General features: G+C 70.7%; 17 protein-coding genes. 4 read left to right on the top strand and 13 right to left on the bottom strand.

All coding sequences use genetic code 11. The annotated features are described in order from the left end of the window. Positions 1-589 precede the first annotated feature (589 nt). Positions 590-1,012 (bottom strand): ATP-binding protein, encoded by a 423-nt coding sequence (locus tag AB0E94_RS48805; protein ID WP_360342358.1) that lies wholly within the window; start codon positions 1,010-1,012, stop codon positions 590-592. Positions 1,013-1,412: 400 nt separating this feature from the next. Between AB0E94_RS48805 and AB0E94_RS48800 the strand changes: the two genes are divergently transcribed. Together AB0E94_RS48800 and AB0E94_RS48795 are read left to right on the top strand one after the other, a co-directional pair. Further along, complete coding sequence (locus AB0E94_RS48800; protein ID WP_360342361.1) at positions 1,413-2,132, top strand: SigB/SigF/SigG family RNA polymerase sigma factor; 720 nt, start codon at positions 1,413-1,415, stop codon at positions 2,130-2,132. Positions 2,133-2,233: 101 nt separating this feature from the next. Further along, complete coding sequence (locus AB0E94_RS48795) at positions 2,234-2,989, top strand: DedA family protein (protein ID WP_360342355.1); 756 nt, start codon at positions 2,234-2,236, stop codon at positions 2,987-2,989. Positions 2,990-3,058: 69 nt separating this feature from the next. Here the strand turns inward: AB0E94_RS48795 and AB0E94_RS48790 are convergent, their stop codons facing one another. The 11 genes from AB0E94_RS48790 to AB0E94_RS48740 form a co-directional block, all read right to left on the bottom strand. Further along, a complete protein-coding gene (locus tag AB0E94_RS48790; RefSeq protein WP_360342352.1) occupies positions 3,059-3,934 on the bottom strand; it encodes a hypothetical protein in 876 nt (291 codons plus the stop codon). A gap of 108 nt (positions 3,935-4,042) precedes the next feature. Further along, a complete protein-coding gene (locus tag AB0E94_RS48785) occupies positions 4,043-5,149 on the bottom strand; it encodes a hypothetical protein (RefSeq protein ID WP_360342349.1) in 1,107 nt (368 codons plus the stop codon). A gap of 6 nt (positions 5,150-5,155) precedes the next feature. Continuing rightward, positions 5,156-7,075, bottom strand: coding sequence for an alkaline phosphatase family protein (locus tag AB0E94_RS48780; protein WP_360342346.1), 1,920 nt, complete (start codon positions 7,073-7,075; stop codon positions 5,156-5,158). Positions 7,076-7,108: 33 nt separating this feature from the next. After that, the gene (locus AB0E94_RS48775; protein ID WP_360342343.1) at positions 7,109-7,834 is read right to left on the bottom strand and encodes a LamG-like jellyroll fold domain-containing protein; all 726 of its coding nucleotides are present in this window, start codon (positions 7,832-7,834) and stop codon (positions 7,109-7,111) included. 42 nt (positions 7,835-7,876) lie between these two features. Continuing rightward, positions 7,877-8,578 (bottom strand): tetratricopeptide repeat protein, encoded by a 702-nt coding sequence (locus AB0E94_RS48770; protein WP_360342340.1) that lies wholly within the window; start codon positions 8,576-8,578, stop codon positions 7,877-7,879. A gap of 1,067 nt (positions 8,579-9,645) precedes the next feature. Beyond that, entirely contained in the window at positions 9,646-10,884 is a 1,239-nt protein-coding gene (locus tag AB0E94_RS48765; RefSeq protein ID WP_360342338.1) for a tetratricopeptide repeat protein, read from the bottom strand. After that, the gene (locus tag AB0E94_RS48760) at positions 10,881-11,792 is read right to left on the bottom strand and encodes a cyclase family protein (RefSeq protein ID WP_360342335.1); all 912 of its coding nucleotides are present in this window, start codon (positions 11,790-11,792) and stop codon (positions 10,881-10,883) included. The genes AB0E94_RS48765 and AB0E94_RS48760 overlap by 4 nt, the downstream gene beginning before the upstream one ends. 12 nt (positions 11,793-11,804) lie before the next feature. Then, positions 11,805-12,392, bottom strand: a complete 588-nt coding sequence (locus AB0E94_RS48755) for a TMEM165/GDT1 family protein (RefSeq protein ID WP_360342332.1) — start codon at positions 12,390-12,392, stop codon at positions 11,805-11,807. 235 nt (positions 12,393-12,627) lie between these two features. Next, positions 12,628-14,199 (bottom strand): alpha/beta hydrolase, encoded by a 1,572-nt coding sequence (locus tag AB0E94_RS48750; RefSeq protein ID WP_360342329.1) that lies wholly within the window; start codon positions 14,197-14,199, stop codon positions 12,628-12,630. Positions 14,200-14,255: 56 nt separating this feature from the next. Beyond that, positions 14,256-15,962 (bottom strand): MFS transporter, encoded by a 1,707-nt coding sequence (locus AB0E94_RS48745; RefSeq protein ID WP_360342326.1) that lies wholly within the window; start codon positions 15,960-15,962, stop codon positions 14,256-14,258. Next, entirely contained in the window at positions 15,959-16,372 is a 414-nt protein-coding gene (locus AB0E94_RS48740) for a MarR family transcriptional regulator (protein ID WP_360342323.1), read from the bottom strand. The genes AB0E94_RS48745 and AB0E94_RS48740 overlap by 4 nt, the downstream gene beginning before the upstream one ends. 93 nt (positions 16,373-16,465) lie before the next feature. Here AB0E94_RS48740 and AB0E94_RS48735 point away from each other — a divergent pair, with 93 nt between their 5' ends. Continuing rightward, a complete protein-coding gene (locus AB0E94_RS48735; RefSeq protein ID WP_360342320.1) occupies positions 16,466-16,966 on the top strand; it encodes a hypothetical protein in 501 nt (166 codons plus the stop codon). Between the two features lie 85 nt (positions 16,967-17,051). Here AB0E94_RS48735 and AB0E94_RS48730 read toward each other — a convergent pair whose 3' ends face one another. After that, positions 17,052-18,629 carry an amino acid permease gene (locus AB0E94_RS48730; RefSeq protein WP_360342317.1) on the bottom strand — a complete coding sequence of 526 codons (1,578 nt, stop codon included), beginning with the start codon at positions 18,627-18,629 and terminating at the stop codon, positions 17,052-17,054. A 139-nt stretch (positions 18,630-18,768) separates the two neighbouring features. On the opposite strand from AB0E94_RS48730, the gene AB0E94_RS48725 reads away from it, so the two are divergent. Continuing rightward, positions 18,769-21,021, top strand: a complete 2,253-nt coding sequence (locus AB0E94_RS48725) for a bifunctional diguanylate cyclase/phosphodiesterase (RefSeq protein ID WP_360342314.1) — start codon at positions 18,769-18,771, stop codon at positions 21,019-21,021. The last annotated feature ends 54 nt before the right edge of the window (positions 21,022-21,075 follow it).

Here is a 21,075-nt window from a genome sequence, read left to right as displayed (position 1 = left end):
TATTGCCATAATTGGCACTGGCTTATCAAGCACCCTGTTGAGTTCTCAAAGAACAACCGCACACCTTAGTTCGTTCCGCTTTCGCGGCCCGCCCTTCGGGGCACTCGCTCTACTTTACCCGCCGTTTCCGATCTGTCAAATCCGCGTTTCGCAACCGAATTCGCCAAAACAGAAACTGTTCCAGGCACCCGCGAAGAGTACACGATGTCTCGTGCCACTCGATCTTGGGGGTTTGGCAGGACGGCCGGTCCGAGCCCTAACTTCAGGTCTCGCTTGCCTCGTCCGTTTCCCTGCCGGCTCGGAGAACATTACCCGGTCGTCCTCGCAACACCAAATCGGCCCCCCTACGCGATCGCACTCCCGTTGCCGGTGGTGCCGACGGGCCGAAAGAGGTCAATGACCTTCCGAAGTGGATCCGATACGGAATGAACATCCGGCGCAACAGCCGCACCCGTCCCGGAGACAAGAAGACGGAGACAAGAAGACGGCGACGCGGGCAACCCTCCCGGCGGTCGCCGCCGGGGCCGTGCCGGCCCGCATCGGTCGCGATGCGGAGACGGCACTGATGGCTGCTTCTGTGGAAGCGCCGCTAATCCCGTACGAAATCGAATCTCGCCCAGATGTTCTTGGTCTTCGCCGTTCGGTACCAGCCCAGGTCGCTGGCGAAAGTCTGGGCGAGACGCAGGCCGAGGCCGCCGAGGCCGATCGGCCGATCCTGGTCGAAGCGGGGTTCGCCGGCCAGATCGTGGTCGGCGACGTCGAGGATGAGCGCACCCGGCTCGCGCAGCAGACGTATATGGGTGGGCGGCAGTCCGTGCCGGAGGGCGTTGGTGGCCAGTTCGGTGGCGACGACCGTGATCCGGTCCAGGCCGTCCTCGTCGTCGAGCGGAGTGCCGGCCACCGCCTCGCGCAGATCGGCTCGTAAGTCCCGCAGTTCGCCGACGTCGTCGAGGTTCCAGTGACGGAGTTCGGTCGCTGCCGGGTGTGGAACCGGGGTGGGCGGCGACGTCATGGGCCTATCTTGCCCACTCCTGAGGGAAAAGCAGAGGGGCGATCTTTTACCGGTTCGAGCGCGCCGGCGGGCCTGTTTGCCGAGATCAGGCCGCCCAGTGAGGCTGTTTGTCTGGTTTGTCACGGTACAGGCATCATACTTTCGGCTAGTGTTCTCTCGGCCTGTCGTATAGAGTCTGCATAACCGAACGGCCAACTGTGCTCCGGACAGGTTGTTTGCGCCTGTCCCACGGATATGGATGCCCGACCGACCGGGTCCCAAACCAGGGACCGGCTCTCCGGAACAGGTGTCAGGGAAGGACCACGACATGACCGTCACCGAGACCAAGACCGCGGTGTCGCCGTCGACCACGGCGAGTGCCCAGGCTCCGGCTGACAGTGCCGCCGAGCTGCTTTCCGCGATGGCCGCGATGCCGGCCGGCCACCCGTCCCGCGCCGCGCTCCGCGACCGGGCGATCGAGGCCTGGCTGCCGCTCGCCCGCCACCTCGCCCACCGCTACTCCGGTCGCGGCGAACCCACCGACGACCTGATCCAGACCGCGACGGTCGGCCTGATCAAGGCGGTCGACAAGTTCGACCCCGAGCGCGGTGTCGACTTCGCCGGCTACGCCATCCCGACCATCATCGGCGAGATCAAGCGCCACTTCCGCGACCGCACCTGGTCGGTCCGCGTCCCCCGGCGCCTTCAGGAGCTCCGCCTCGCGATCACCGAGGCCAACGCCACGCTCACCCACAAACTGGGCCGCTCCCCGCAGGTCGCCGACATCGCCACCCACCTCGGGATCACCGAGGAAGAGGTGCTGGAGGGCCTGGAGGGCGCGCGGGCCTACAACGCCACCTCGCTCTCCACGCCGATCAGCGCGGACGGGACGACCGAGCTGGGCGAGACCCTCGGTGGTGAGGACCACGAGTACGAGGTCGCCGAGACCCGCGTCGCCCTCGGGCCCGCTCTGGCCACCCTGGACGAGCGTGAGCAGAAGATCCTGACGCTGCGCTTCTACGGCAACCTGACCCAGAGCCAGATCGCCGACCAGATCGGCATCTCCCAGATGCACGTCTCCCGGCTGCTGACCAAGGCGCTGACCAAGCTGCGCGGCCAGCTGGCGCCGGACGTGATCTGACCCCTGCCGAGTGACGGCGCCGCTCAGCCTGAGCGGCGCCGTCGCTGTTTATTGAAAGGTCCGCTCGGCCGCCCCGGACGGCTGCGGCTACCGTGTAACGGATGCCACCTTCAGCCGAACTTCCCGGGTTCCTGCACACCGTGGCGCCGATCCTGGATCGCTGGGGCTATCTGGCGATCGGCGGCATCATCGTGGTCGAGAGCTTCGGCGTGCCCGCCCCCGGTCAGACGATCATGGCGGCGGCCTCGGTCTACGCCGGCTATGGGCGGATGAACATCTGGGTCGTCGCGCTGGTCTGCTTCGTCACCGCGGTGATCGGCGACAACATCGGCTACTGGATCGGGCTGCGTGGCGGCCGCAAGATCGTGAACCGGTGGGGGAAGTACATCCTGGTCACCCCGGCCCGGCTGGCCAAGGCCGAGCAGTTCTTCGCCAAGCGTGGCAACCGGGTCATCGTGATCGCCCGGTTCATCGACGGGCTGCGGCAGCTCAACGGCGTGATCGCCGGGATCACCCGGATGCCGTGGAAGACGTTCCTGCTCTACAACGCGATCGGGGCGGCGCTCTGGGTCGGGTTCTGGTGCACGCTGGCCTATCAGCTGGGCGCCAACCTCGGGCCGATCATGGGCAAGATCCACCACTACCAGTGGCCGGTAATCGGGGTGCTGGTGCTCGCGGTCGCCACCTACGTGATCCTGCACGTGCGACACATCCGGCGGCGCCGGGCGCGGGTCGCCGCCGAAATCCAGCAGGCCGAGAGTCAGCAAGCCGAGATCCGGAAGGCCGAGCTCCAGCAGGCCGAGAATCAGCCGGTCGAGATCCAGCAGGCCGAGGCGCGCGAGCAGACCCAGGCCTGAGCACGAAGACGGTTCCCGCCGCCCACAGCGGGAACCGTCTTCGCTTCTATCCCCCGAACAAGGTCTTCATCAATTGGCCGCCTGCGAAGGAGCCGCGGTCGGCGCCTGGCCGTTCGGCGGTTGGCCGCCGGGCATCTGGCCTGCTCCGGGACCGGCCGGCGCGGTTGCGGCGGGGTCTCCGCCGAAGGCGGCCATCAGGCCCGCACCCACTCCCCCGCCGGCCAGGGCAGCGGCGGCCAGGGCCGCCGCCAACATCAACTTCGGATTCTTTCGGACCTTTTCTTCGGTACGCGGGGAAGCGGCGCCGTGGTCGGCCGGGGCCGGGTTGCCGCGCCACTCCGCAGCGGGCGGCGACGTGGGCGCGGCGCTGGTGGCGGCACTGGTGGCGGCCGGGTTGTTCCAGGACGTGGACGGGGCATTCCACGAGGCGGTCGACGGTTCGGTGTTCCACTCCGCCGGGATCCGGTCGGGCACCGAACTGCCGTTCCAGGCGGTGGGTTCGGCATCGGCGTAACCGGTGTTCCGGCGGGCCGGCTCCGGGTCGGCACGACCACCGTTCCAGGCCGTCGGCTCCGGATCGGAGCGGTAGCCGTAGCTGCTCATCGTGGTGTTGCCGTTCCAGGAGGCGGCCGGGTCGGGCTCCGGATGCCGGCCACTCCAGCCGGGCGCCGAACCACTGGGCTGGTCCCAGGTGACGGGCGCGCCGCCTGGCTCCGTGGGGGTGGAGAGCCAGGCGGCGGGCGCGCCGCCCGGATCGCCGTGGTAGCCGGACGAGTGGTGGCCGGCGTAGGCGCCGGACGGTGACCAGTCGGTGGGTATCGAGGCGGGTTCCGGCACCTCGGACGACCAGGCGGCGGTCTCCCCGTGGGTGGCGCGCTGGTGTGCGCCCGGCGGCCGGCCCTGGGAGTACCGCTGGCCCGGTGCGGACGGATCGTGCTGACTCATCGGCGCTCTCCTCGGTCCGGTTGCTTGCTGACGACGAGAAGATTGCCGAGCGCGGCTATGCGTCCGCTGTGCGATCCATAGGCGCTGCTTATCAACGGGGAACGGGGTTCAGAAGCGGGCGAACCTGGGCCGGGCCAGCCGGCCGATCATGGTGAAGTCGCCACCGGCGTCGAGCGCGCCGGTCGGCCCGGTGTTCAGCACGCGAACCCCGATCACGCCGTTGGCCTGCGGATTCCACTCGGCGAGGCGGCCGTCACCGGTGACCGCGGCTAGTTTCACGCGCGGGACGGAGCCGTCGAGGCAGGCGCCCTGCAGCCCGTTGCGGGCGGTGCTGCAGACCCGGTCGAAGTGCCCGCCGATGTAGGCGGTGCCGCCGATCAGGGTGATCGCGGTGGCGTCCCCGTCGAAGACGCGCTGCCAGCGGATGGTGCCGTCGAGGGCGTACGCGGCGGCCCGTCCACCCTGGCCACCACCCGCCGTGTAGACCCCTGTCGCGTCGACGGCCAACGCCTTGACCTCGGCCGGTGCCTTGGGCCGGAACCGGTGGTCGAGCCGCCCGGTGGTGGCGTGCACCGCGGCCAGCCGCTGGTAGCCCGCCCTCGAGTCGACCTTCTCGAAGGCGCCGCCGAGGTAGACCCGGTTCCCGGCGACCGCGAGGGTGTGCACACGGTCGTCGGCGGTGGCCCGCCAGCCGGCGTCGACCTTGCCGGTACGCAGTGAGAACGCGACCAGGTTGCGGGCTTTCCGGCCGTTCACGGCGGTGAAGCTGCCACCCACGTACAGGCGGTCGGGGCTGATCGCGAGCGCGTACGGGGTGCCCTCGATCTGCGGCTGGAACGGGCTCACGGCGTTGCTGGTGGGGCTGAGCCGGGCGATCGAGTCCCGTTTCTCGCCGCCGACCCGGTGGAACCCGCCCGCCGCGTAGATCGCTCCCGGGCTGACGGCCAGCGCCCAGACCGGCCCGTCGGCGTCCGGCGCCCAGCTCAGCAGTGCCCCGGTCCGCCCGTCGAACGCCGCCAGCCGGTCCCGTGGATAGGTGCGGCCACCCCAGCTGGCGCTGGTGAACGCCCCACCCACATAGACCGTGCTGCCCAGGTAGGCGATCGCCTGGACGGTGCCGTTGAAGGTCGGCGCCTGCCGGGCCTCCGACTCGACCGCCCGCACGGGCGTGGCCAGGGACAACACGAGGAGCACCAGCAGGAGGAGGAACCGCACATCGGCTCAACTCTCCCGGACCGGCGAAAGTTCCGGTTCCCGGATGGTCACCGGCGTCACGTCGGGCTTTCGCAGGCCCAGCATGGTCAGCCACTCGACGAGCTGCTGGTGCACCGCGTCCGGCCCGTCCAGGTCGGCGGCGACCGGCCACGACGCCGGATGCACCAGCATGGCGTCGGTCTGCCAGCCGCCGAGACCGCCGTGCGAACCGACCAGCTCCTCGAACGCGGGCACCTCCTGCGTCTCCGGATCCACCGAGCTGATCACCACCAGGTCGCCGACGTGTGCGGCGCTCTGGTGGCGCAGCAGGTCGGCGCGGGCGTGCGGGCCGTACGGCGCGAGCGGGTCCAGGCCGACCACGGCGCCGTCCCGTAGCCGGTGGGAGCCGCCGGAGCCGTACGCCATCGGCCCGTCCCCGGCCTGCACCACCACGATGCCGACGCCCGGGTGAGCGGCCAGCCCGCTGATCAGGTCGGGGTGGGCGTGCTCGATCGCGTCCTGCCGCAGCCGGTGCGGGAACCTGGTCAGGTAGAGCATCGACAGGTTGCCCGAGGACACCACGAGCACGTCGTCGGCGAGCCGGGCGACCAACTCGTCCAGTGTCTCGCCGTGCCGCTGCCGGAAGGTCGGGCCCTGGCTCTGCCCGTGGTCGGAGAGCACCACGAGGTGGTAGTGGCGGGCCGCCTCCGGTGCGAGCCGCTCCAGCACACCGAGCATCCGGTCCAGGCTCTCCAGCTGCCGCATCGACTCCGGGCGGGCCGGGCCGGCATGGTGCGCCACCTCGTCGTAGTCGACCAGGTCGCAGTAGATCACCGGGGCGCCGCGGGCCATCTGCTCGGCGACCAGGGAGATGTTCACGTCCCGCAGCAGCATCGAGGCCGGGCGCAGGGCCAGGAACGCGCCGGACCGGCTGACCCGTGGCCGCAGGTTGCGGCGGCGCTGGAGACGGGCCTGGTACAGCTCGGTGACGACCTCGGCGCCGCCCAGGACCAGGGCCCGGGTGAAGCCGTACGGGCTGGCCATGAACGCCGCCCAGCCGCGGGCGGTACGGCCGGGCAGCGCGGCGTGGCTGATCGTCAGCAGACTCGTGGCAGCGTCGCCGCTGAACGCGTTGCTGATGCTCACCCCGCCGTCGCGGAGCAGGCCGCGGCCGTCGGTCAGGCGGGACTCGATGATCGCGGCGTCCCGGGGGCGGTTGGAGACCATCAGCTTGCCGGTGTCCTTCTCGTACCAGCGGAAGCCCGGGATCTGCCGGGAAGCGCCGTGCAGGATGCCGGCCTGCGATGCCGGGGTGGTCGACGGCAGGCCGGTGTGCCAGCCGCGGGCCGTGTGGCTGCCGGTCCGCAGCCAGTGGCCCAGCGTCGGCAGGTTCCCGGCCCGGATCGCCCAGCGCAGCACCGGCTCGGCGACCCCGTCCAGCTGCATGATCAGCAGGCCCGGCTCGGTGCCGGCCGGCTCGCGACGGAAACTGATCAGCCGGCCGGCGGCCCGGCGGCGCACTCCGCGCATCAGGCGGCGCGCCTCCCGGACGAACGTGTCGTCGCTGCCGGCGTCGGCCATCCAGTCCAGCAGGGCGGCCACGATCACCGCCAGGATCGCGGCGGTGACCAGGGTGGGCAGGCCGCTGATCCGGTTGCCCGGGTCGAGACGCAGCGCCACCACCATGACGGCGATCTGCGTCACCACACCCAGCAGCATCGCCGCCCAGCCGCCGAGCACCGTGATGCCGACCAGCAGCAGTGGCCGCAGCACCGCGCCGACCACGGCCACCAGCACCACCAGGCCGAGCGTGTCGACGATGTCGGAGGCGGCCACCCCGGGCATCAGCCACAGGGTGAGCGTCAGCACGACGAACGTGGTGAGGGCGCTGCGCAGCACGGCGCGGGCGCGTCTGAGCAGGGCACGCACTCCGCCGCTGATGGCCACCTCCCGACGATTGCACACCCGGACAGACGACGCTCAGCGGGTGATCCGTACCCAGACGTTGTCAAGAATGCCGTTGAATTGATCGTTGTCTCGGTAAGCGCCCTTGGCGCCGATGCTGAGCGGCAGGTCGTTGGAGACGTTCAGGTCGGCTGGGACCATGGTGCGGCCGCGCAACGCCCCGTCGACGTTGATCTCCAGGCGGGTGCCGGCCCGGCGGCAGCGCACCCGGTGCCAGACGCCGTCGGCAATCGTGACCGAGCTGCGGACCATCCAGATCACCGGGCGCACCACGTCGACCAGCACGCAACTGGGGTGTCCGGCCGTACCGTCGATCTGCAGTTTGTATTGGCTGCTCGTGGCCGAGTAGCCCTTCTGCAGAACGTTCTGCCCGGAGCTGGTCTGGCCGGGCGCGAGCAGCACGTCGGCGCCGAAGGCGATGTCCCGGACGCCCGGATTGAGGTCGGCCGAGTAGCCGCTCTGCAAAGCGACGTGCGGGCACACCCGCTGGGTGCACTTGCCCGGGAAGGCCAGCGCGGTGCCCGGGCCGTGCGCGACCGCGCGGACCCGGCCGCCCTGGTAGGAGATCACCCGCAGGGTGTGTCCGTTGCCGGACTCGTCGACGATCCGGCTGGACCGGCCGTTGAAGCTGTAGTGGGCGGTCATCTCGGCCGCCACCGGCGGGTCGACGGCCCCGGCCGGGGTGGGCGGGACGACGACGGGCACCAGCGCGAGAACCGCAGCGGACATCCGAGATTGCATGACCGAATTATTACTTGTGCGGTATTCTGCCGGGGCCTGGGTTCAGGCGCGGAACTCCTCCGGGCGAACCGGTTTCGCCTGCTCCTTACGCCCGAACAGCCGCCAGCCCCGCTTCTTCTTCTCCACCACCGGCTGCGCCGCCCCGTTCAGCACGTCCAGCCGGTGCCGGGCCACATGGTTCTCCGGCTCCAGCCGCAACGACGTCTCCAGCGCCTGCCGGGCCTGATCGACGTGACCGAGAGCGGCCAGGATCACCCCGTGCGTGAAGTAGTAGTGCGCCTCGTTCGGATCCAGCCCGACCGCGGTCCGCGCCGCCTGCTCGGCGTCACCCAGCTGCCGGTCGGCGGCCAGCAGCGCCCACGCCACCCGGTCGTGCCACAGCGGATTCTTCGGCTCGACGATCACCGCCCGGTAGGCCATGCTCATCGCCTCCTCGTGCCGGCCCATCAGGGTCAACGCCCGGCTCGCGATCGCCAGCGGCCGGGGATCCTCCGGCGCCAGCTCGACAGCCCGGTTCGCCGCGTCGAGCGCCGGCTCCACCTGGTCCAGCGCCAGCCGGATCCGCGCCATCAGAATCCAGCCCGGCGCCGAATCCGGCCGCCCGGCCAGCACCGGATGCAGCATCTCGGCCGCCTTCTCCGGGTGCATGTGCTCGAACAGGGCGGCGGCCCGCGCCACCCCCAGGTCACTCGGATCAGCGAACGCCCGAGCCGACGCATCACTGACCCCGGGGTTCACGGTCATGCCCAGTTCCGTCATCGGTCCGCTCCGGGGATACGGGTGTGGATCACGAGGTCCACATCGGCAGAATCAGACGATTTCTGAGCCTCCCAACCCCTTTCATCCAGTACGAGCCACACCAGCCCCTGCCGATCACCGCGACGCGGGCGACACTCCCGCCCAACAAGGCGCCTCTCGGGCGGAATCCCCACTCACCGCCAAACCCCCACCACCCACGGCCCGCCACCTCTCACCCATTCCGACCGCCTACCGCGCGGCACCTCGCGCCCACCCCCGATGCCTATCGCCGCAGCCCGCCGCCACACACGCGCAGCTCGTAGCCCGCATCCCGCAGCCATGCACGCGCCGCCCGTCGCCCGTCGCCCGCAGTGCCAACGTCACCCGCAGCCCGCGACCCATGATCATGTCCCGCGATCTTGTGCCGTTCGCGTCGCGGAGTCCCTCACGGAGCCGCCCGCGGGGCCCGCTCGGCCCGCTACGCCGTCACAGCGCCCCGGATCTTGCACGAATTTCCATCCTCGGGCCGATCTTGCAGCCCTTTCCACGCCCCCACGGGAAGAAGGCTGCAAGATCTCCCAGGCGAAGTGGATCTTGCACGACAAACCATGCCCAGACGTGAAAAACCGTGCAAGATCGCGGTGAACGTGGAAAACCTTGCAAGATCTACGCACGGCTCGGCCGGCGGGGTGGCGGTGAGGGGAGGCCCCGCCCGCGAGGTGCCCCGGCAAATGGGACGGGTGACTGCGCCACGGTGAGGCGAGGACCCGCACGCCAGGCGCCCTCGCAAGCGGGACAGGTGACTGCGTCACGGTGAGGAGAGGCTTCGCCCGTTAGGCGCCCCGGCAAGTGAGACGGGTGACTGCGCCTTGCGCGATTCTCCGCGACCCCACGAGTCGATCTTGCACGCCGCGGTGAGGCGAGGACCCGCACGCCAGGCGCCCTCGCAAGCGGGACGGGTGACTGCTCTCGGTGAGGGGAGGCCTCGCCCGTGAGGCGCCTTGGCGGGCGGGAGGGAAGGGCTGCATCGCGGGGACAGCCACGGGGCCTGCGTAGGTCGTACCGAAAAAGGGTTAAACGCCGGTTTTTCGGCGGCGGGTTATCAGCGTCAGGCAGGCGGCTGCGGCGGCGAAGGCGGCCGCCGCCGCGGGGAGGCGCCACGTCGGGGACAGGGTTTCGGTGGTGATCACGCCTACGCCGACGGCGGCGCACACGCCGGCGATCAGGAGCAGGGAGTGGCTGGTCAGGCCTCGGGTGGGCTGTCCTGGTTCGTCGACCGGGGCGGTCAGCAGGCGGACGGCGAAGCCGGCGAACGTCGCGGTGGCCAGCAGTGGCGGCAGCCAGCCGGCCGGGGCGGGTATGGCGATCAGCAGGGGGAGTATCGCGATCGTCGCCGCGACCAGGGCGATCCGCTGGCGGCCGTGGGTCAGCAGGTCGCGTAGGTAGGTGCGCAGCGCCGGGTCCAGCCGGGACAGGAAGTATCCGGCGTAGGCGGCCGGGACCAGGGCGGCCAGGCCGGCGAAGAGGCGGGCCAGGTTCGGGGATGTCTCGGCGGTGCGCCAGCCCAGGTAGGCCAGCAGGACCAGGATGATCGCGGCGTAGACCAGGAACTGGCGCAGCGCTACGTCCAGCAGGTAGCGGCTGGCCTCCTGCTTCGGGTCGGCGCGCAGGGCTCCGACCAGGCCGGATGCGCCCCGGGCGAGACGGCCGAGGGCGAACGGGTGGTGGTGGACGACGTCGAGGGCGGCCAACTCGTGGCGGGCCACCGCGCTGTCCGGGGCCAGGGCCAGGGCGTCGCGGAGGGCCTGGCGGGCCCGGTCGGTGAGGTTGAGCTGCTTCATCACCATGGCATAGGTGATCCGGAAGTCGGCTTCGTCCGGGTCGAGGCGGATCGCTTCGCGGGCGGCGTGTTCGGCTTCGACGGCGCGCCGGCCGTCCTCCAGCAGGGCCCAGGCCAGCCGGTGGTGGCGGTACGGGTTCTCCGGCTGCCGCAACGCCGCTTCCCGGGCGGTGGCGATGGCCTCGTCGTGCCGGCCGAGTTCGGTGTGGACCCGGCTGAGCGCGGCCAGCGCGTCGGGCCATTCGGGGGCGTGTTCGACGGCGCGCCGGGCCAGTTCGTCGGCCAGGTCGGGTCGTTTCAGGGCCAGCTGGGCGTGGGTCATCAGGATCAGCGCGGTGACGTGGTCGGGTTCGGCGGCGAGGACCGGGCCGAGTAGTTCGGCGGCGGCCGCCGGTTCGCCCCGGCCGAGCTGGATCCGGGCCAGTTCCAGGTTGCGGCCGGTGCCGGCACCGGCCGACATGTCACTGGTCACGCCTCTGGCTCCTCGGCGGGGACGGTCGCGAACGCGCGGACCGGGAAGGCGCTGAATCCGGCGACCCGGGGCGGGGTGGCGGTGAAGCGGGCGCCGAGCGGCGGCAGTTCGCGCAGGTTGGTGAGGTGTTCGACGACCGGGATGCCGGCCGCCAGCAGCAGCGTGTGCGCCGGGCGGGCACCCGCGGCCGCCGGCGAGACGTCGTCGATGTTCACGGCGTCGATGCCGACGAGGGCGGCGCCCCGGTCGACGAGCAGCCGGGCGGCGTCCGCGGTCAGGTACGGCGCGTCGACACCGTATTGAGGAGTGGCCCAGTGCCGGTCGCCGCCGGTGTGCAGCAGCACGGCCCGCCCGGCGACGGTGACGTGGGCGAGCATCTCGGCGGTGACGCCGCGTTCGCCGCCGACCGCCCGGACCACCACGGCGGGCAGTCCGGCGAGCTGTTCAAGGGGCAGGCCGGCCAGGTCGGCGCCGTCGGCGTAGCGGTGGTACGGGCTGTCCAGGTAGGTGCCGGTGTTGCCGAGCATGCTGATCCGGTCGATGGCGAACTCGGTGCCCGGCGCGTAGACCCCGCGGGACGCGAGCCGGGTGAGGTGCGGGGTGATCTCCGGGCCGGGCAGTCCGGGCGAGGTGATCATCCCGGCCGTGATGATGTGGCTGAGCTCGACGAACCGGACCCGCTCGGCCTGTGTGTCGGCGGTCGGCGGGTGCGGTTCGGCGATGATCCGGACGTCGCTGACGGCGGCGCGTTCGACCCGTTGCGGGGCGAGTGAGGCGACGAGCAGCGCGGTGATCTCGGATTCGGTGACGTCGGCGTGCGGGATGTTCAGGCGGAAGCCCCGCGCCCTCAGTTCGCCCCCGCCATCGAGGGTGACTTCGGCGTCGAACTCGGCCCGGTAGTCCAGCACGGCGGCTCCTTTTTATCGCAGTTCGATCACACCTTCGGCGATCAACCAGATGCCGAAGATAGCGAAGAGTGCGGCAGCTCCGTACTTGATGACCTTTTCCGGTAGATGTTTACCCAAGTATCGACCCACGAGAATGGCGAGGGCGTCGGCGGCGACCATGCCGACGGTCGAGCCGATCCAGACGCCGAACCAGCCGTGCTGGGTGGCCAGGGTGATGGTGGCGAGCATGGTCTTGTCGCCGAGTTCGGCCAGGAAGAACGCACCGCCGACGGCCAGGATCGCCGAGCCGGTGGAGCGTTCGGCTTTGCCCTTCTCGTCCTCGGTCAGGGAGTCGCCGCGCAGGGTCCACGCGCCGAAGCCGAGGAACGCGATGCCGGCGACCAGCGAGATCCAGCCGGTCGGGATGGCGGCGCCGAGGCCGTAGCCGATGAGGACGGACACCAGGTGGACCACGGCGGTGGCGACCGTGATGCCGATCAGCACCGGCACGGTCTTGAACCTGGTGGCGAACGTCATCGCCATGAGCTGCGATTTGTCGCCGAGCTCGGCGACGAAGATGACCGCGAAGCTGATCGCCAGCGCGGTTAGGAAGGCTTCCACACGAAACTCCCGGTGACACGACCGGGCCTTGGCGCAGGGCGACCTCGACCCGGCCATAACGAATACGGCCTGGTCGAAGGTCTCGCTCGCCTCGTGACGAGGCCGCGCGGCCGGAACCCGGAGAACCGGGGTCAGTATGTCGACCGCGACATTGGGAGCTACTCCCCTTCGCGGGATCGAGCCTACCGCAGATGCTGGTCAACGGCCCGGTGGCGTACACCACCGGGCCGTTGTCTCAGGACCGGGCCGGCGGAACCAGCAGGAGACGCTCGTTGAGGGAGCGCTTCGCGGGCGCCGACAGCGGGGTCGGCTTGGCGATCGGTTCGCACTGCTTGTCGGAGCGGTCCGCCTTGACCCGACCGGGCAGGGTGCCGTTGGCCAGGTAGTCGGCGATCGTGTTGTCGACGCACGCGTTGCCGAACAGCGACCCGGCGTGCGTGGTGCCGCCGATGCCTTCGAGCAGCACCGATCGTGGGAAGCGGCGGCGGGTCTCCAGGGCGCCGGAGTACGGGGTGGCCGCGTCCAGCGTCTCGTTGATCAGCAGGATCGGCGGGGCTTTGCTGCCGTCCACCTCGGCCGGGATCCCGGGGTCGGCGGCCCAGTGCCGGCAGGGCGCGTTGTACCAGGCGTTGCCCCACGTCTCGAACGGCGCCTTGCGGTGCACCCGCCAGTTGTCCCGGGCCCACTTCTTCCAGCTGACCGGCCACGGCGCGTCGGTGCACTGGACGGCCAGGTAGACCGCGTAACCGTTGTCAGCGCCCTCGGTCTGCTCGTGGTTCTCGTCGAAGATCCGCTTGAGCTGCGCCGGGTCTTTGTCGTTGACCCAGGCCGAGAAGGCGCGGGCGGTCTCCTCCCAGCCGAAGACGTAGTAGCCGGGCTGGAGGAACACGTCGGTCAGCTCGGCCGGCCCGATCTCCCCGGCCGGTTTCTTGGCCAGTTCGTCGAGCTGCCGGTAGTAGAGCCTCTCCACGTCCGCGGCGGTACGGCCCAGGTGGTACACCGAGTCGTACTTGGCGATCCAGGCGAAGTAGACCTTGATCGCCTTGTCGAAGGCGATGTCCTGGTCGAGGTTCGACCGGTACCAGACCCGGGTCGGGTCGACGACGCCGTCGAGGACCATCCGGTGCACCCGCTCCGGGTTGCGGGTGGCGTAGATCTGGCCGAGGTAGCTGCCGTACGAGAAGCCGTAGAAGCTGATCTTCTCGACGCCGAGCGCCTCACGGATCCGGTCGATGTCCCGGACCGTGTCCTCGGTGCGCATGTGGTCGAGCAGCGCGCCACCGGCTTTGGCGCAGGCGGCGGCGTACGCGGTGGTCCGGGCGTGCCAGGCCTTGTCGATCTCCGGGGTGCTCGGCACGTACGGCGGCCGGTTGTACCCGGTGTACTTGCCGTCGCAGGTGAGCTTCGGCTTGCTGGCACCGACCCCGCGCGGGTCGAAGCCGATCCAGTCGTAGGCGGCGCCGGCCTGCTTGGGCACGTGCTGGCCGAGCACGGCCATCCCCCGGCCGGCGCCACCGGGCCCGCCCGGGTTGATCAGGATCGGGCCCTGCCGTTTGTCGGCGGCCACGGTGGATTTGACCCGGGAGAGGGCGATCTCGATCTTCGCCCCGTCCGGTTTCGCATAGTCGAGTGGCACGGCCAGGTACCCGCATTCGGCGCCCTGTGCTTTCAGTGAGCCCTCGCTACAGGCGGCCCAGGTGATCGGCGCCGGTCCGCCGCGTGCCGCCGCGCCGGCCTGGGCCGCGGTCACCGCGGCGCCTGCCGTGCAGAGCGCCACCGCGGTCGCGGCCGCCCAGATTCTTCTCATACCAAGCCCCTTGTGTCCGTTTAAGCCCATATGGTCCAAGGGCTTAACGGGGCTGATCACCGGTCCACGCCGGAGCTCCACTCCATAAGGTGCTTTTTACGAATCAAAGACGCAAATCCTCCCAGTACGGACATCGCGATCGCCATCCCGAAGACGACCACGAGACCGTCGTGGAACGGGCCGGCCAGCAACCCCGGAAAGAAGTCCAGACCGGTCAGCCGAGCCACACTGGCCTGCGGCAACGCGCTCAGCACGTCGTCACCGAGCAGCTCGCCGATCGGGTTGTAGCCCAGGAAGGCGGCGAACAGCGTGCCCACCGGCGGTGTCGCCGCGGTGCTCGCCGCCACCTCGGGCGGCACCCCTTGCGCGATGAGCCCGCCGGCCAGCCCGGCCGGCAGCGACTCGGCCAGACCGGCCACCAGCAGCGAGAAGAACACGCCGATGGAGAGCACCTGACCGGCGTTGAGGAAGGTGGCCCGCAACCCGGAGGCGGCGCCGCGCATCCCGGCCGGGACCGTGGACATCAACTGGGCGGTGTTCGGCGCCGCGAACAGGCCACCACCGAGACCGTTGATGAAGATCAAGAGAGCGAAGACGGGGTACGAGAAATCGCCCGGCAGGAGCAGGAGTCCGGCGAAGGAGAGCGCCATCACCAGCATCCCGCCGACCGCGAACGGGCGTGGGCCGTACCGATCGGAGAGCACGCCGGCGATCGGGCCGGCGGCCAGGAAACCGACGGTCATCGGGAGCAGGTAGATGCCGGCCCAGAGCGGCGTGGACTCGTACGAGTACCCGTGCAGCGGCAGCCAGATCCCCTGCAACCAGATGATCAGCATGAACTGGAGCCCGCCCCGGGCCACGCTGGCCAGCAGGTTCGCCAGATTGCCGCCGGTGAAGGCGAAGTCCCGGAACAGCGCGAGCGGGAACATCGGTTCCGGCGCCCGGGCCTCGATCACCACGAACGTCGCCAGGATCAGCACACCGCCGATCAGCCCGGCCAGCACCCACGGATTGGTCCAGCCCTGACTGTGCCCGCCGTACGGCTGGATGCCGTAGGTGATCCCGGCCAGCAGCGCGGTCAGCCCGAGCGCGAACGTCGCGTTGCCCCACCAGTCGATCCGGGCCTCCCGCCGCTCTCCGGTCTCACGAAGCGACCGGTAGGCCCAGACCGTCCCGATCACACTGAGCGGCACGCTGACCCAGAACACCGACCGCCAGTGCCACTCGGCCAGCACCCCGCCGACGATCAGGCCGATGAACTGCCCGGCCAGCATCGACACGATGTTCACGCCGAGCGCCATGCCACGCTGCCGGGCCGGGAACGCGTCGGTGATGATCGCCGCCGAGTTGGCCATCAGCATCGCCCCGCCGATCGCCTGCACGACCCGCCAGCCGATCAGCCACAGCGCGCCGGATCCGCCGGTGAACGGGTCGAGCGCCAGGAACACCGAGGTGGCCGCGAAGATCGCGAAGCCGGCGTTGTAGATGCGGACCCGGCCGTACATGTCGCCGAGCCGGCCCAGGGTGACCACCAGAACCGCGGTGACCAGCATGTATCCGATCAGCATCCAGAGCAGGTAGCTGACGTTGCCGGGGGCCAGCGGGTCGATCTCGATGCCCTTGAAGATGGCCGGCAGCGAGATCAGCACGATCGACGAGTTCACCGTGGCGAGCAGGCTGCCGAGCGTGGTGTTGGACAGCGCCACCCACTTGTAGTTGTCACTCACGTTGTATCTGTCGCTCGCGTTGTGGTTGTCGCTCACAGCAGCTCGCTCAGCCGGTCGAGGGCGGGGCCGGCGGTCAGGATGATCGCCTGATCCTCGGGGGACAGCTGCCGGAGCCTCTGCGCGATGGCCTCGGCCCGGGCGGCCCGGCGGCGAGCCACCGCGGCCCGGCCCGCGTCGGTGACGCTGACCAGCACGGCCCGCCCGTCGGCGGGGTCGCTGCCACGGGCGGCCAGGCCGTCGCGTTCCAGCCGGGTGATCAGCTGGGTCATCGCCGGCTGGGTGACTCCCTCCGGCCCGTGCAGGTCACTGAGGCGCTGGGGGCCGTACCGCTCCAGGCGGGCCAGGGTCGAGGCGGCGGTGAGGCTGAGCTCGTCGCGCGGAGTGATCCGGCGGAGTCCGGCGTAAAGGCGTTCGAAGGTCGGCGCCACACCAGGAAAGGAGTCCACGGCCGATTTATATCATGTGCTTATGTAATCCACTCGGACGCGCGCGCCCGGAATCCCTGCCGCGGGCCGCCTGATTTGCAACCATTGCGAACCATGGACGAGTTCTGGCTCCACCCACGGCTGGGGACTGCAACTCGGGACGGCCAGCCGCCGCGGTACTACCTGCGGGCGCTGCGACACGCCGTACGGACTCTGGACGCCGATCCGCACTGGCAGCAGTGGTGGCGGGAGTCCGGTTACCGCGGTTGCGAACTCGGCATCGTCACCGAAGGCCGGCTCGACCACCTGCGCCCGACCGCCGACATCCGCCGCGTCGACGACCAGCTCCGGGCCAACTTCACCTGCGCGCTGCCACCGGCCGGAACCGGACGTGACGAGCTGGACCGGCGGGCGTCCACCGAAGTGCGCACGATGTTCGAGGTGATCCGGGAGGCGATGGCGCTGCCCGACCTGCCGCCGACCCCGACACCGTCGGCCCCGCCCGAGGACGCCGCCGAGGGCCCGGTGACCGCCCGGAGCCTGCCCTCGATCCCCCGCGAGCTGGAGCCGCAGGGCTACCTGACGCTCACTCAGGTCCAGGACTTCTTCGGCTGACTGTGTTTGATTGCTTCGCCTCCGGCTCGCTGCATTGCGCCCTCTCAGCCGAGGTCGAGGGCGCGGAAATCGACCACGGCTTCGCCTAGCCGATTTCCGAGCCCTCGACCTCAGCGGGCGCACTGCGCAGTTGGTTCCGGTCAACCCTCTCCGGGCGATGGGCTCCCGGGTCGCGTTGCCGCGGGATGGGGGTTGATTTGGGCTCGGCATGCGGGGTGGCCGGAGTGATGACGACCGGGGTGCCGGCCAGGCCGATGCCGGCGTAGACCACCGGGCGGAACCGGCGCAGCAGCAGGGCGTGCGCGACGGCCAGCAGCACACATGCCGCCAACGCCGCCGGGATCGCCCGGACCAGCGGATATCCGGCCGGCAGAGCGAGCAGCGCGGGCAGATCCCGGAACGCCAGGAAAGCCAGGCTGGCCAGGGACACCGTGGACAGAACAGGCGCGAGGAAACGGCCCCACGGCCCCTCCGGGCCGGGCACCCGGTTCAGCCGCAGCAGGGCGGCGACCGCGACGAACAGCAACAGGATCAGGACGCTGAGGGCGCCGCCGGTGATCAGCCAGCGCGCGGTACGCGGACCGGGGTCGGCGCCGGCGGCATGGGCGCCGGCCAGGGTGGCGCCCGCGATCAGCGACTGGGTCACCGAGGCGGCGCGCGGCGCGGCGGTCCGTCGGCGGGTTCTTCCGAGTACGGCCGGGAGCACCCGTTCCCGGCTGAGCGCGTACAGGTACCGGGCGATGGCCGTGTGCAGCGCCAGGATCGCCGCCAGCACGCCGGTGAACAGCATCGCCCGCCCCAGCGTGACCGCCCACGGGGCGAGCCGTTCGCCGGCCAGGTCGAAGAGCAGCTCCGGGCCCCGGCCGGCGGCCGCAGTGATCCGGTCCGGCCCGGACGCCACGATCATCGACCAGGCGAAGCCGCCGAGCAGCAGAGTGATCAGCAGCACCGCCCAGTACCCGCCGAACCCGGCGCTGCGCCGCGGCTGGAACCCCTCCTCGGCGCAGGCGGCGGAGGACTCGAAGCCGGCGAAGGCGAGCGCCGCGACGGCCAGGAGCAGCCCGAGCGCGGGCCGGTCGAGAGCGGAGTCGACCACGATCGATCCGGTGGTGACCCGGCCACCGGCGGGCTGCAGCACGTTGGCCGCGCCGACACCGGCCAGCACGGCCGCCTGGGCCACCGCGAACAGGCCGATCACCGCGGCGGCCACCTCGATGCGCATGGTCCCGCAGAGCGCGACGATCGCCCAGCAGGCGGCGGCCACCGCCCACCACGGCGCGGTCAGCCCGAACCCGCTGAGCAGCGGGGCCGCGGCGAGACCGGCCAGCGCGTAGAGACCGAACTGGATCGCGTGGTACCCGGCGATCGCGAGCCAGGCGGCGGCGACCCCGCCGGGCCGGCCGAGGCCGTGTGCGACCTGGGAGTACGCGGCGCCGGCGCTCGGGAACCGGCGGATCATCGCGGCCTGGCCGGCGCAGAAGATCAGGAGCAGCAGCCCCGCGACGGCGAACGACCAGGGCACGAGCGGGCCGGCGCCGGCGGCGAACGCGGCCGGGACGACGGTGACGAGAGTGACGACCGGGGCGGTCGCGGCCAGGCCGGCGAAGGCGATGGACGCGGCGCCGACCCGGCCGGATGCCAGACCCGCGTCGGATGTCTCCACGGATCTATTCAGTCGCAGCTCATCGATTTTGACAACCGTACGTGTCGGCGCACTGACCGTTCGTGACCAGGTTGGCACTAACCGCGAACGGCCTGCGCGTTTCCCTCAGCTGAGCGGGCTATCGGCCGACTGCAACCACGTGCTCGCCACCCAGCAACTGACGGAGTTCCTCGCCGTCGTAGCCGACCGGCCCGACGAGGCTGCCGCCCAGCATGCGGCAGTCGAGTGCGCGTCGCGTGCCCTCGGAGCCGATCTAGCGGTGCTGACCGTCGACGGCGGTATCGCCGCCGCGGTCGGACTGCCCGCCGACGAGATCCCGGTCTACGCCCTCACCGCCGGCTATCAGGTCGGCCGCCCAGCGACCCTGCGCGCCGGAGAGACGGTCTACTCCCTGGCGGTGGCCCCGCTCGGCGGGACGTCCTCCGGGATGCTGGTCCTCGGCCGCCGCTCCGGCGACTTCACCGACGAGGAGGTGTGCCTGCTCCGCGGCATGGCCCGGGTGCTGGAGCTGAGTCTCCAGGCGCTGCACCTGGTCGAGGCGGAGCGCCGCCAGGCCGAGGAGAACAACCGCCTGATCGACTCACTGCGGCGCCGTCAGCGGCTCTTCGACGAGCTCAGCACGGTGCAGCGCGCCATCGCCAGGCGTGAGCCGCTGCGCCGGATCCTGGACCGGGTCACCGCCGGGGTCGCCGAGCTGCTGGACGTCGACATCGCCGGCCTGACCGTGCTGGAGGGCGACGAGCCGGGCCGGATGAGCCTGGTCTCCGGCGCCGGCATCCCGGACGAGGTGCTGGCCCGGATGCAGCGGATCCCGGTCACCTCGCTCGCCGTCGCGGGGCTCGCGATCATGGGCGACGAGCTGGTCGCCGTGGACGACTACGCCGCTTCGCCGATCGCCGTCCCGGAGATGGTGGAGAGCCGGATCAAGAGCGTGATCGCCGTACCCGTGCACGAGAACGGTGTGGTCGTCGGCGCGATGTTCGCCGGATCGCACACCGAGCCGCGGGTCTGGGACAAGGCTTCACAGGAGATGCTGCTGGCCTTCGCCGAGCACGCCGGCCTGGCCGTCGCCGACGCGCGGACGCTGCGCGAGATGAACGCGTCGTTCCACGACGCGCTGACCGGTCTGGCCAGCCGATCGCTGTTCGTCACCCGGATGGAGAACACTCTCGGGGCGGCCCGGCCCGGCGGGGTGGCCGCGCTGCTGATCGGCCTGGACCGGTTCAAGATGATCAATGACTCGCTCGGGCACACCGCCGGCGACCAGTTGCTCGTCCTGGTGGCCGACCGGCTGCGGGACTGCCTGCGTACCGACGACACCGCGGCCCGGCTGGGCGGCGACGAGTTCGCCGTGCTGCTGCCGGAGACCGGGTCGATGGAGGCGGCGATGCCGGTGGCCCGGCGGATCGTGTCGGCGATGCGTGACCCGTTCGACCTGGACGGCCGCGAGACGTTCGTGACCTGCAGCATCGGGCTGGCGTTCAGCGAGCCGGGCGAACTCGACGCCCAGGAGCTGCTGGTCCGCTCCGACCTGGCGCTGTTCGAGGCGAAGAAGAAGGGCAAGGACCAGTTCGCGTTCTTCGAGCCGTCGATGCGCGAGTCCTTCCAGAAGCACCTGGAGATGGAGGCCGACCTGCGCCGGGCCGTGCTGCGGCACGAGTTCCAGCTGCGGTTCCAGCCGATCGTGCGGCTGGCCACCGGGGAGATCTCCGGCCTGGAGGCGCTGGTCCGGTGGCAGCACCCGGAGCGCGGGATGATCCCGCCGCTGGACTTCATCCCGCTGGCCGAGGAGACCGGGATGATCGTCCCGATCGGCGAATGGGTGCTGCGTGAGGCCTGCCGTCAGGCTGCCCACTGGAACCAGCAGCGCTCCGAGGACCAGTGGCTGACCGTGAGCGTCAACCTGTCGGCGGTGCAGCTGGACCGTACCGACCTGCCGGACGTGGTGGGCGCGGCGCTGACCGACAGCGGACTGCCGGCGCACCGGCTGGTCATCGAGCTGACCGAGTCGCTGCTGGTGGACCACCGCCAGGAGACCCTGGAGCGGCTGCACGCGATCAAGGACCTGGGTGTCCGGCTGGCGATCGACGACTTCGGCACCGGCTACTCGTCGCTGGCCTACCTGCGCCGGTTCCCGGTGGACATCATCAAGATCGACAAGTCGTTCGTGGACGACGTCGGTGACGTGCCGGCCGCCGCGGCCCTGACGCTCGGGATCATCCAGCTCGGCCAGGCGCTCCAGCTGTCCACCGTCGCCGAGGGCATCGAGGACGCCGGGCAGCTCAGCGAACTGGCCGACGGCAACTGCGAGCTGGGCCAGGGCTACTACTTCGCCGAGCCGCTGACCACCGACGCCATGCAGGAACTGCTGTTCCCGGCTGACAAGCAGTAGACCGGCTCACGACCCCGTACGTTCCCTTCGGGTTCACGTACGGGGTCGACGGTG

This window comes from Actinoplanes sp. NPDC026670 (genome assembly GCF_040638175.1).
GTDB lineage: Bacteria > Actinomycetota > Actinomycetes > Mycobacteriales > Micromonosporaceae > Actinoplanes.
The sequence above is the reverse complement of the archived record's forward strand: the minus strand, read 5'-3'. Positions and strand labels throughout refer to the sequence as shown.

Excerpts from the sequence above, each read along its gene's own strand:
- AB0E94_RS48805 (WP_360342358.1), bottom strand. The coding sequence starts at position 1,012 with ATGACGTCGCCGCCCACCCCGGTTCCACACCCGGCAGCGACCGAACTC.
- AB0E94_RS48770 (WP_360342340.1), bottom strand. The coding sequence starts at position 8,578 with ATGACCGTGAACCCCGGGGTCAGTGATGCGTCGGCTCGGGCGTTCGCT.
- AB0E94_RS48800 (WP_360342361.1), top strand. The coding sequence starts at position 1,413 with ATGGCCGCGATGCCGGCCGGCCACCCGTCCCGCGCCGCGCTCCGCGAC.
- AB0E94_RS48750 (WP_360342329.1), bottom strand. The coding sequence starts at position 14,199 with ATGAGAAGAATCTGGGCGGCCGCGACCGCGGTGGCGCTCTGCACGGCA.
- AB0E94_RS48735 (WP_360342320.1), top strand. The coding sequence starts at position 16,466 with ATGGACGAGTTCTGGCTCCACCCACGGCTGGGGACTGCAACTCGGGAC.
- AB0E94_RS48790 (WP_360342352.1), bottom strand. The coding sequence starts at position 3,934 with ATGAGTCAGCACGATCCGTCCGCACCGGGCCAGCGGTACTCCCAGGGC.
- AB0E94_RS48775 (WP_360342343.1), bottom strand. The coding sequence starts at position 7,834 with ATGCAATCTCGGATGTCCGCTGCGGTTCTCGCGCTGGTGCCCGTCGTC.
- AB0E94_RS48795 (WP_360342355.1), top strand. The coding sequence starts at position 2,234 with ATGCCACCTTCAGCCGAACTTCCCGGGTTCCTGCACACCGTGGCGCCG.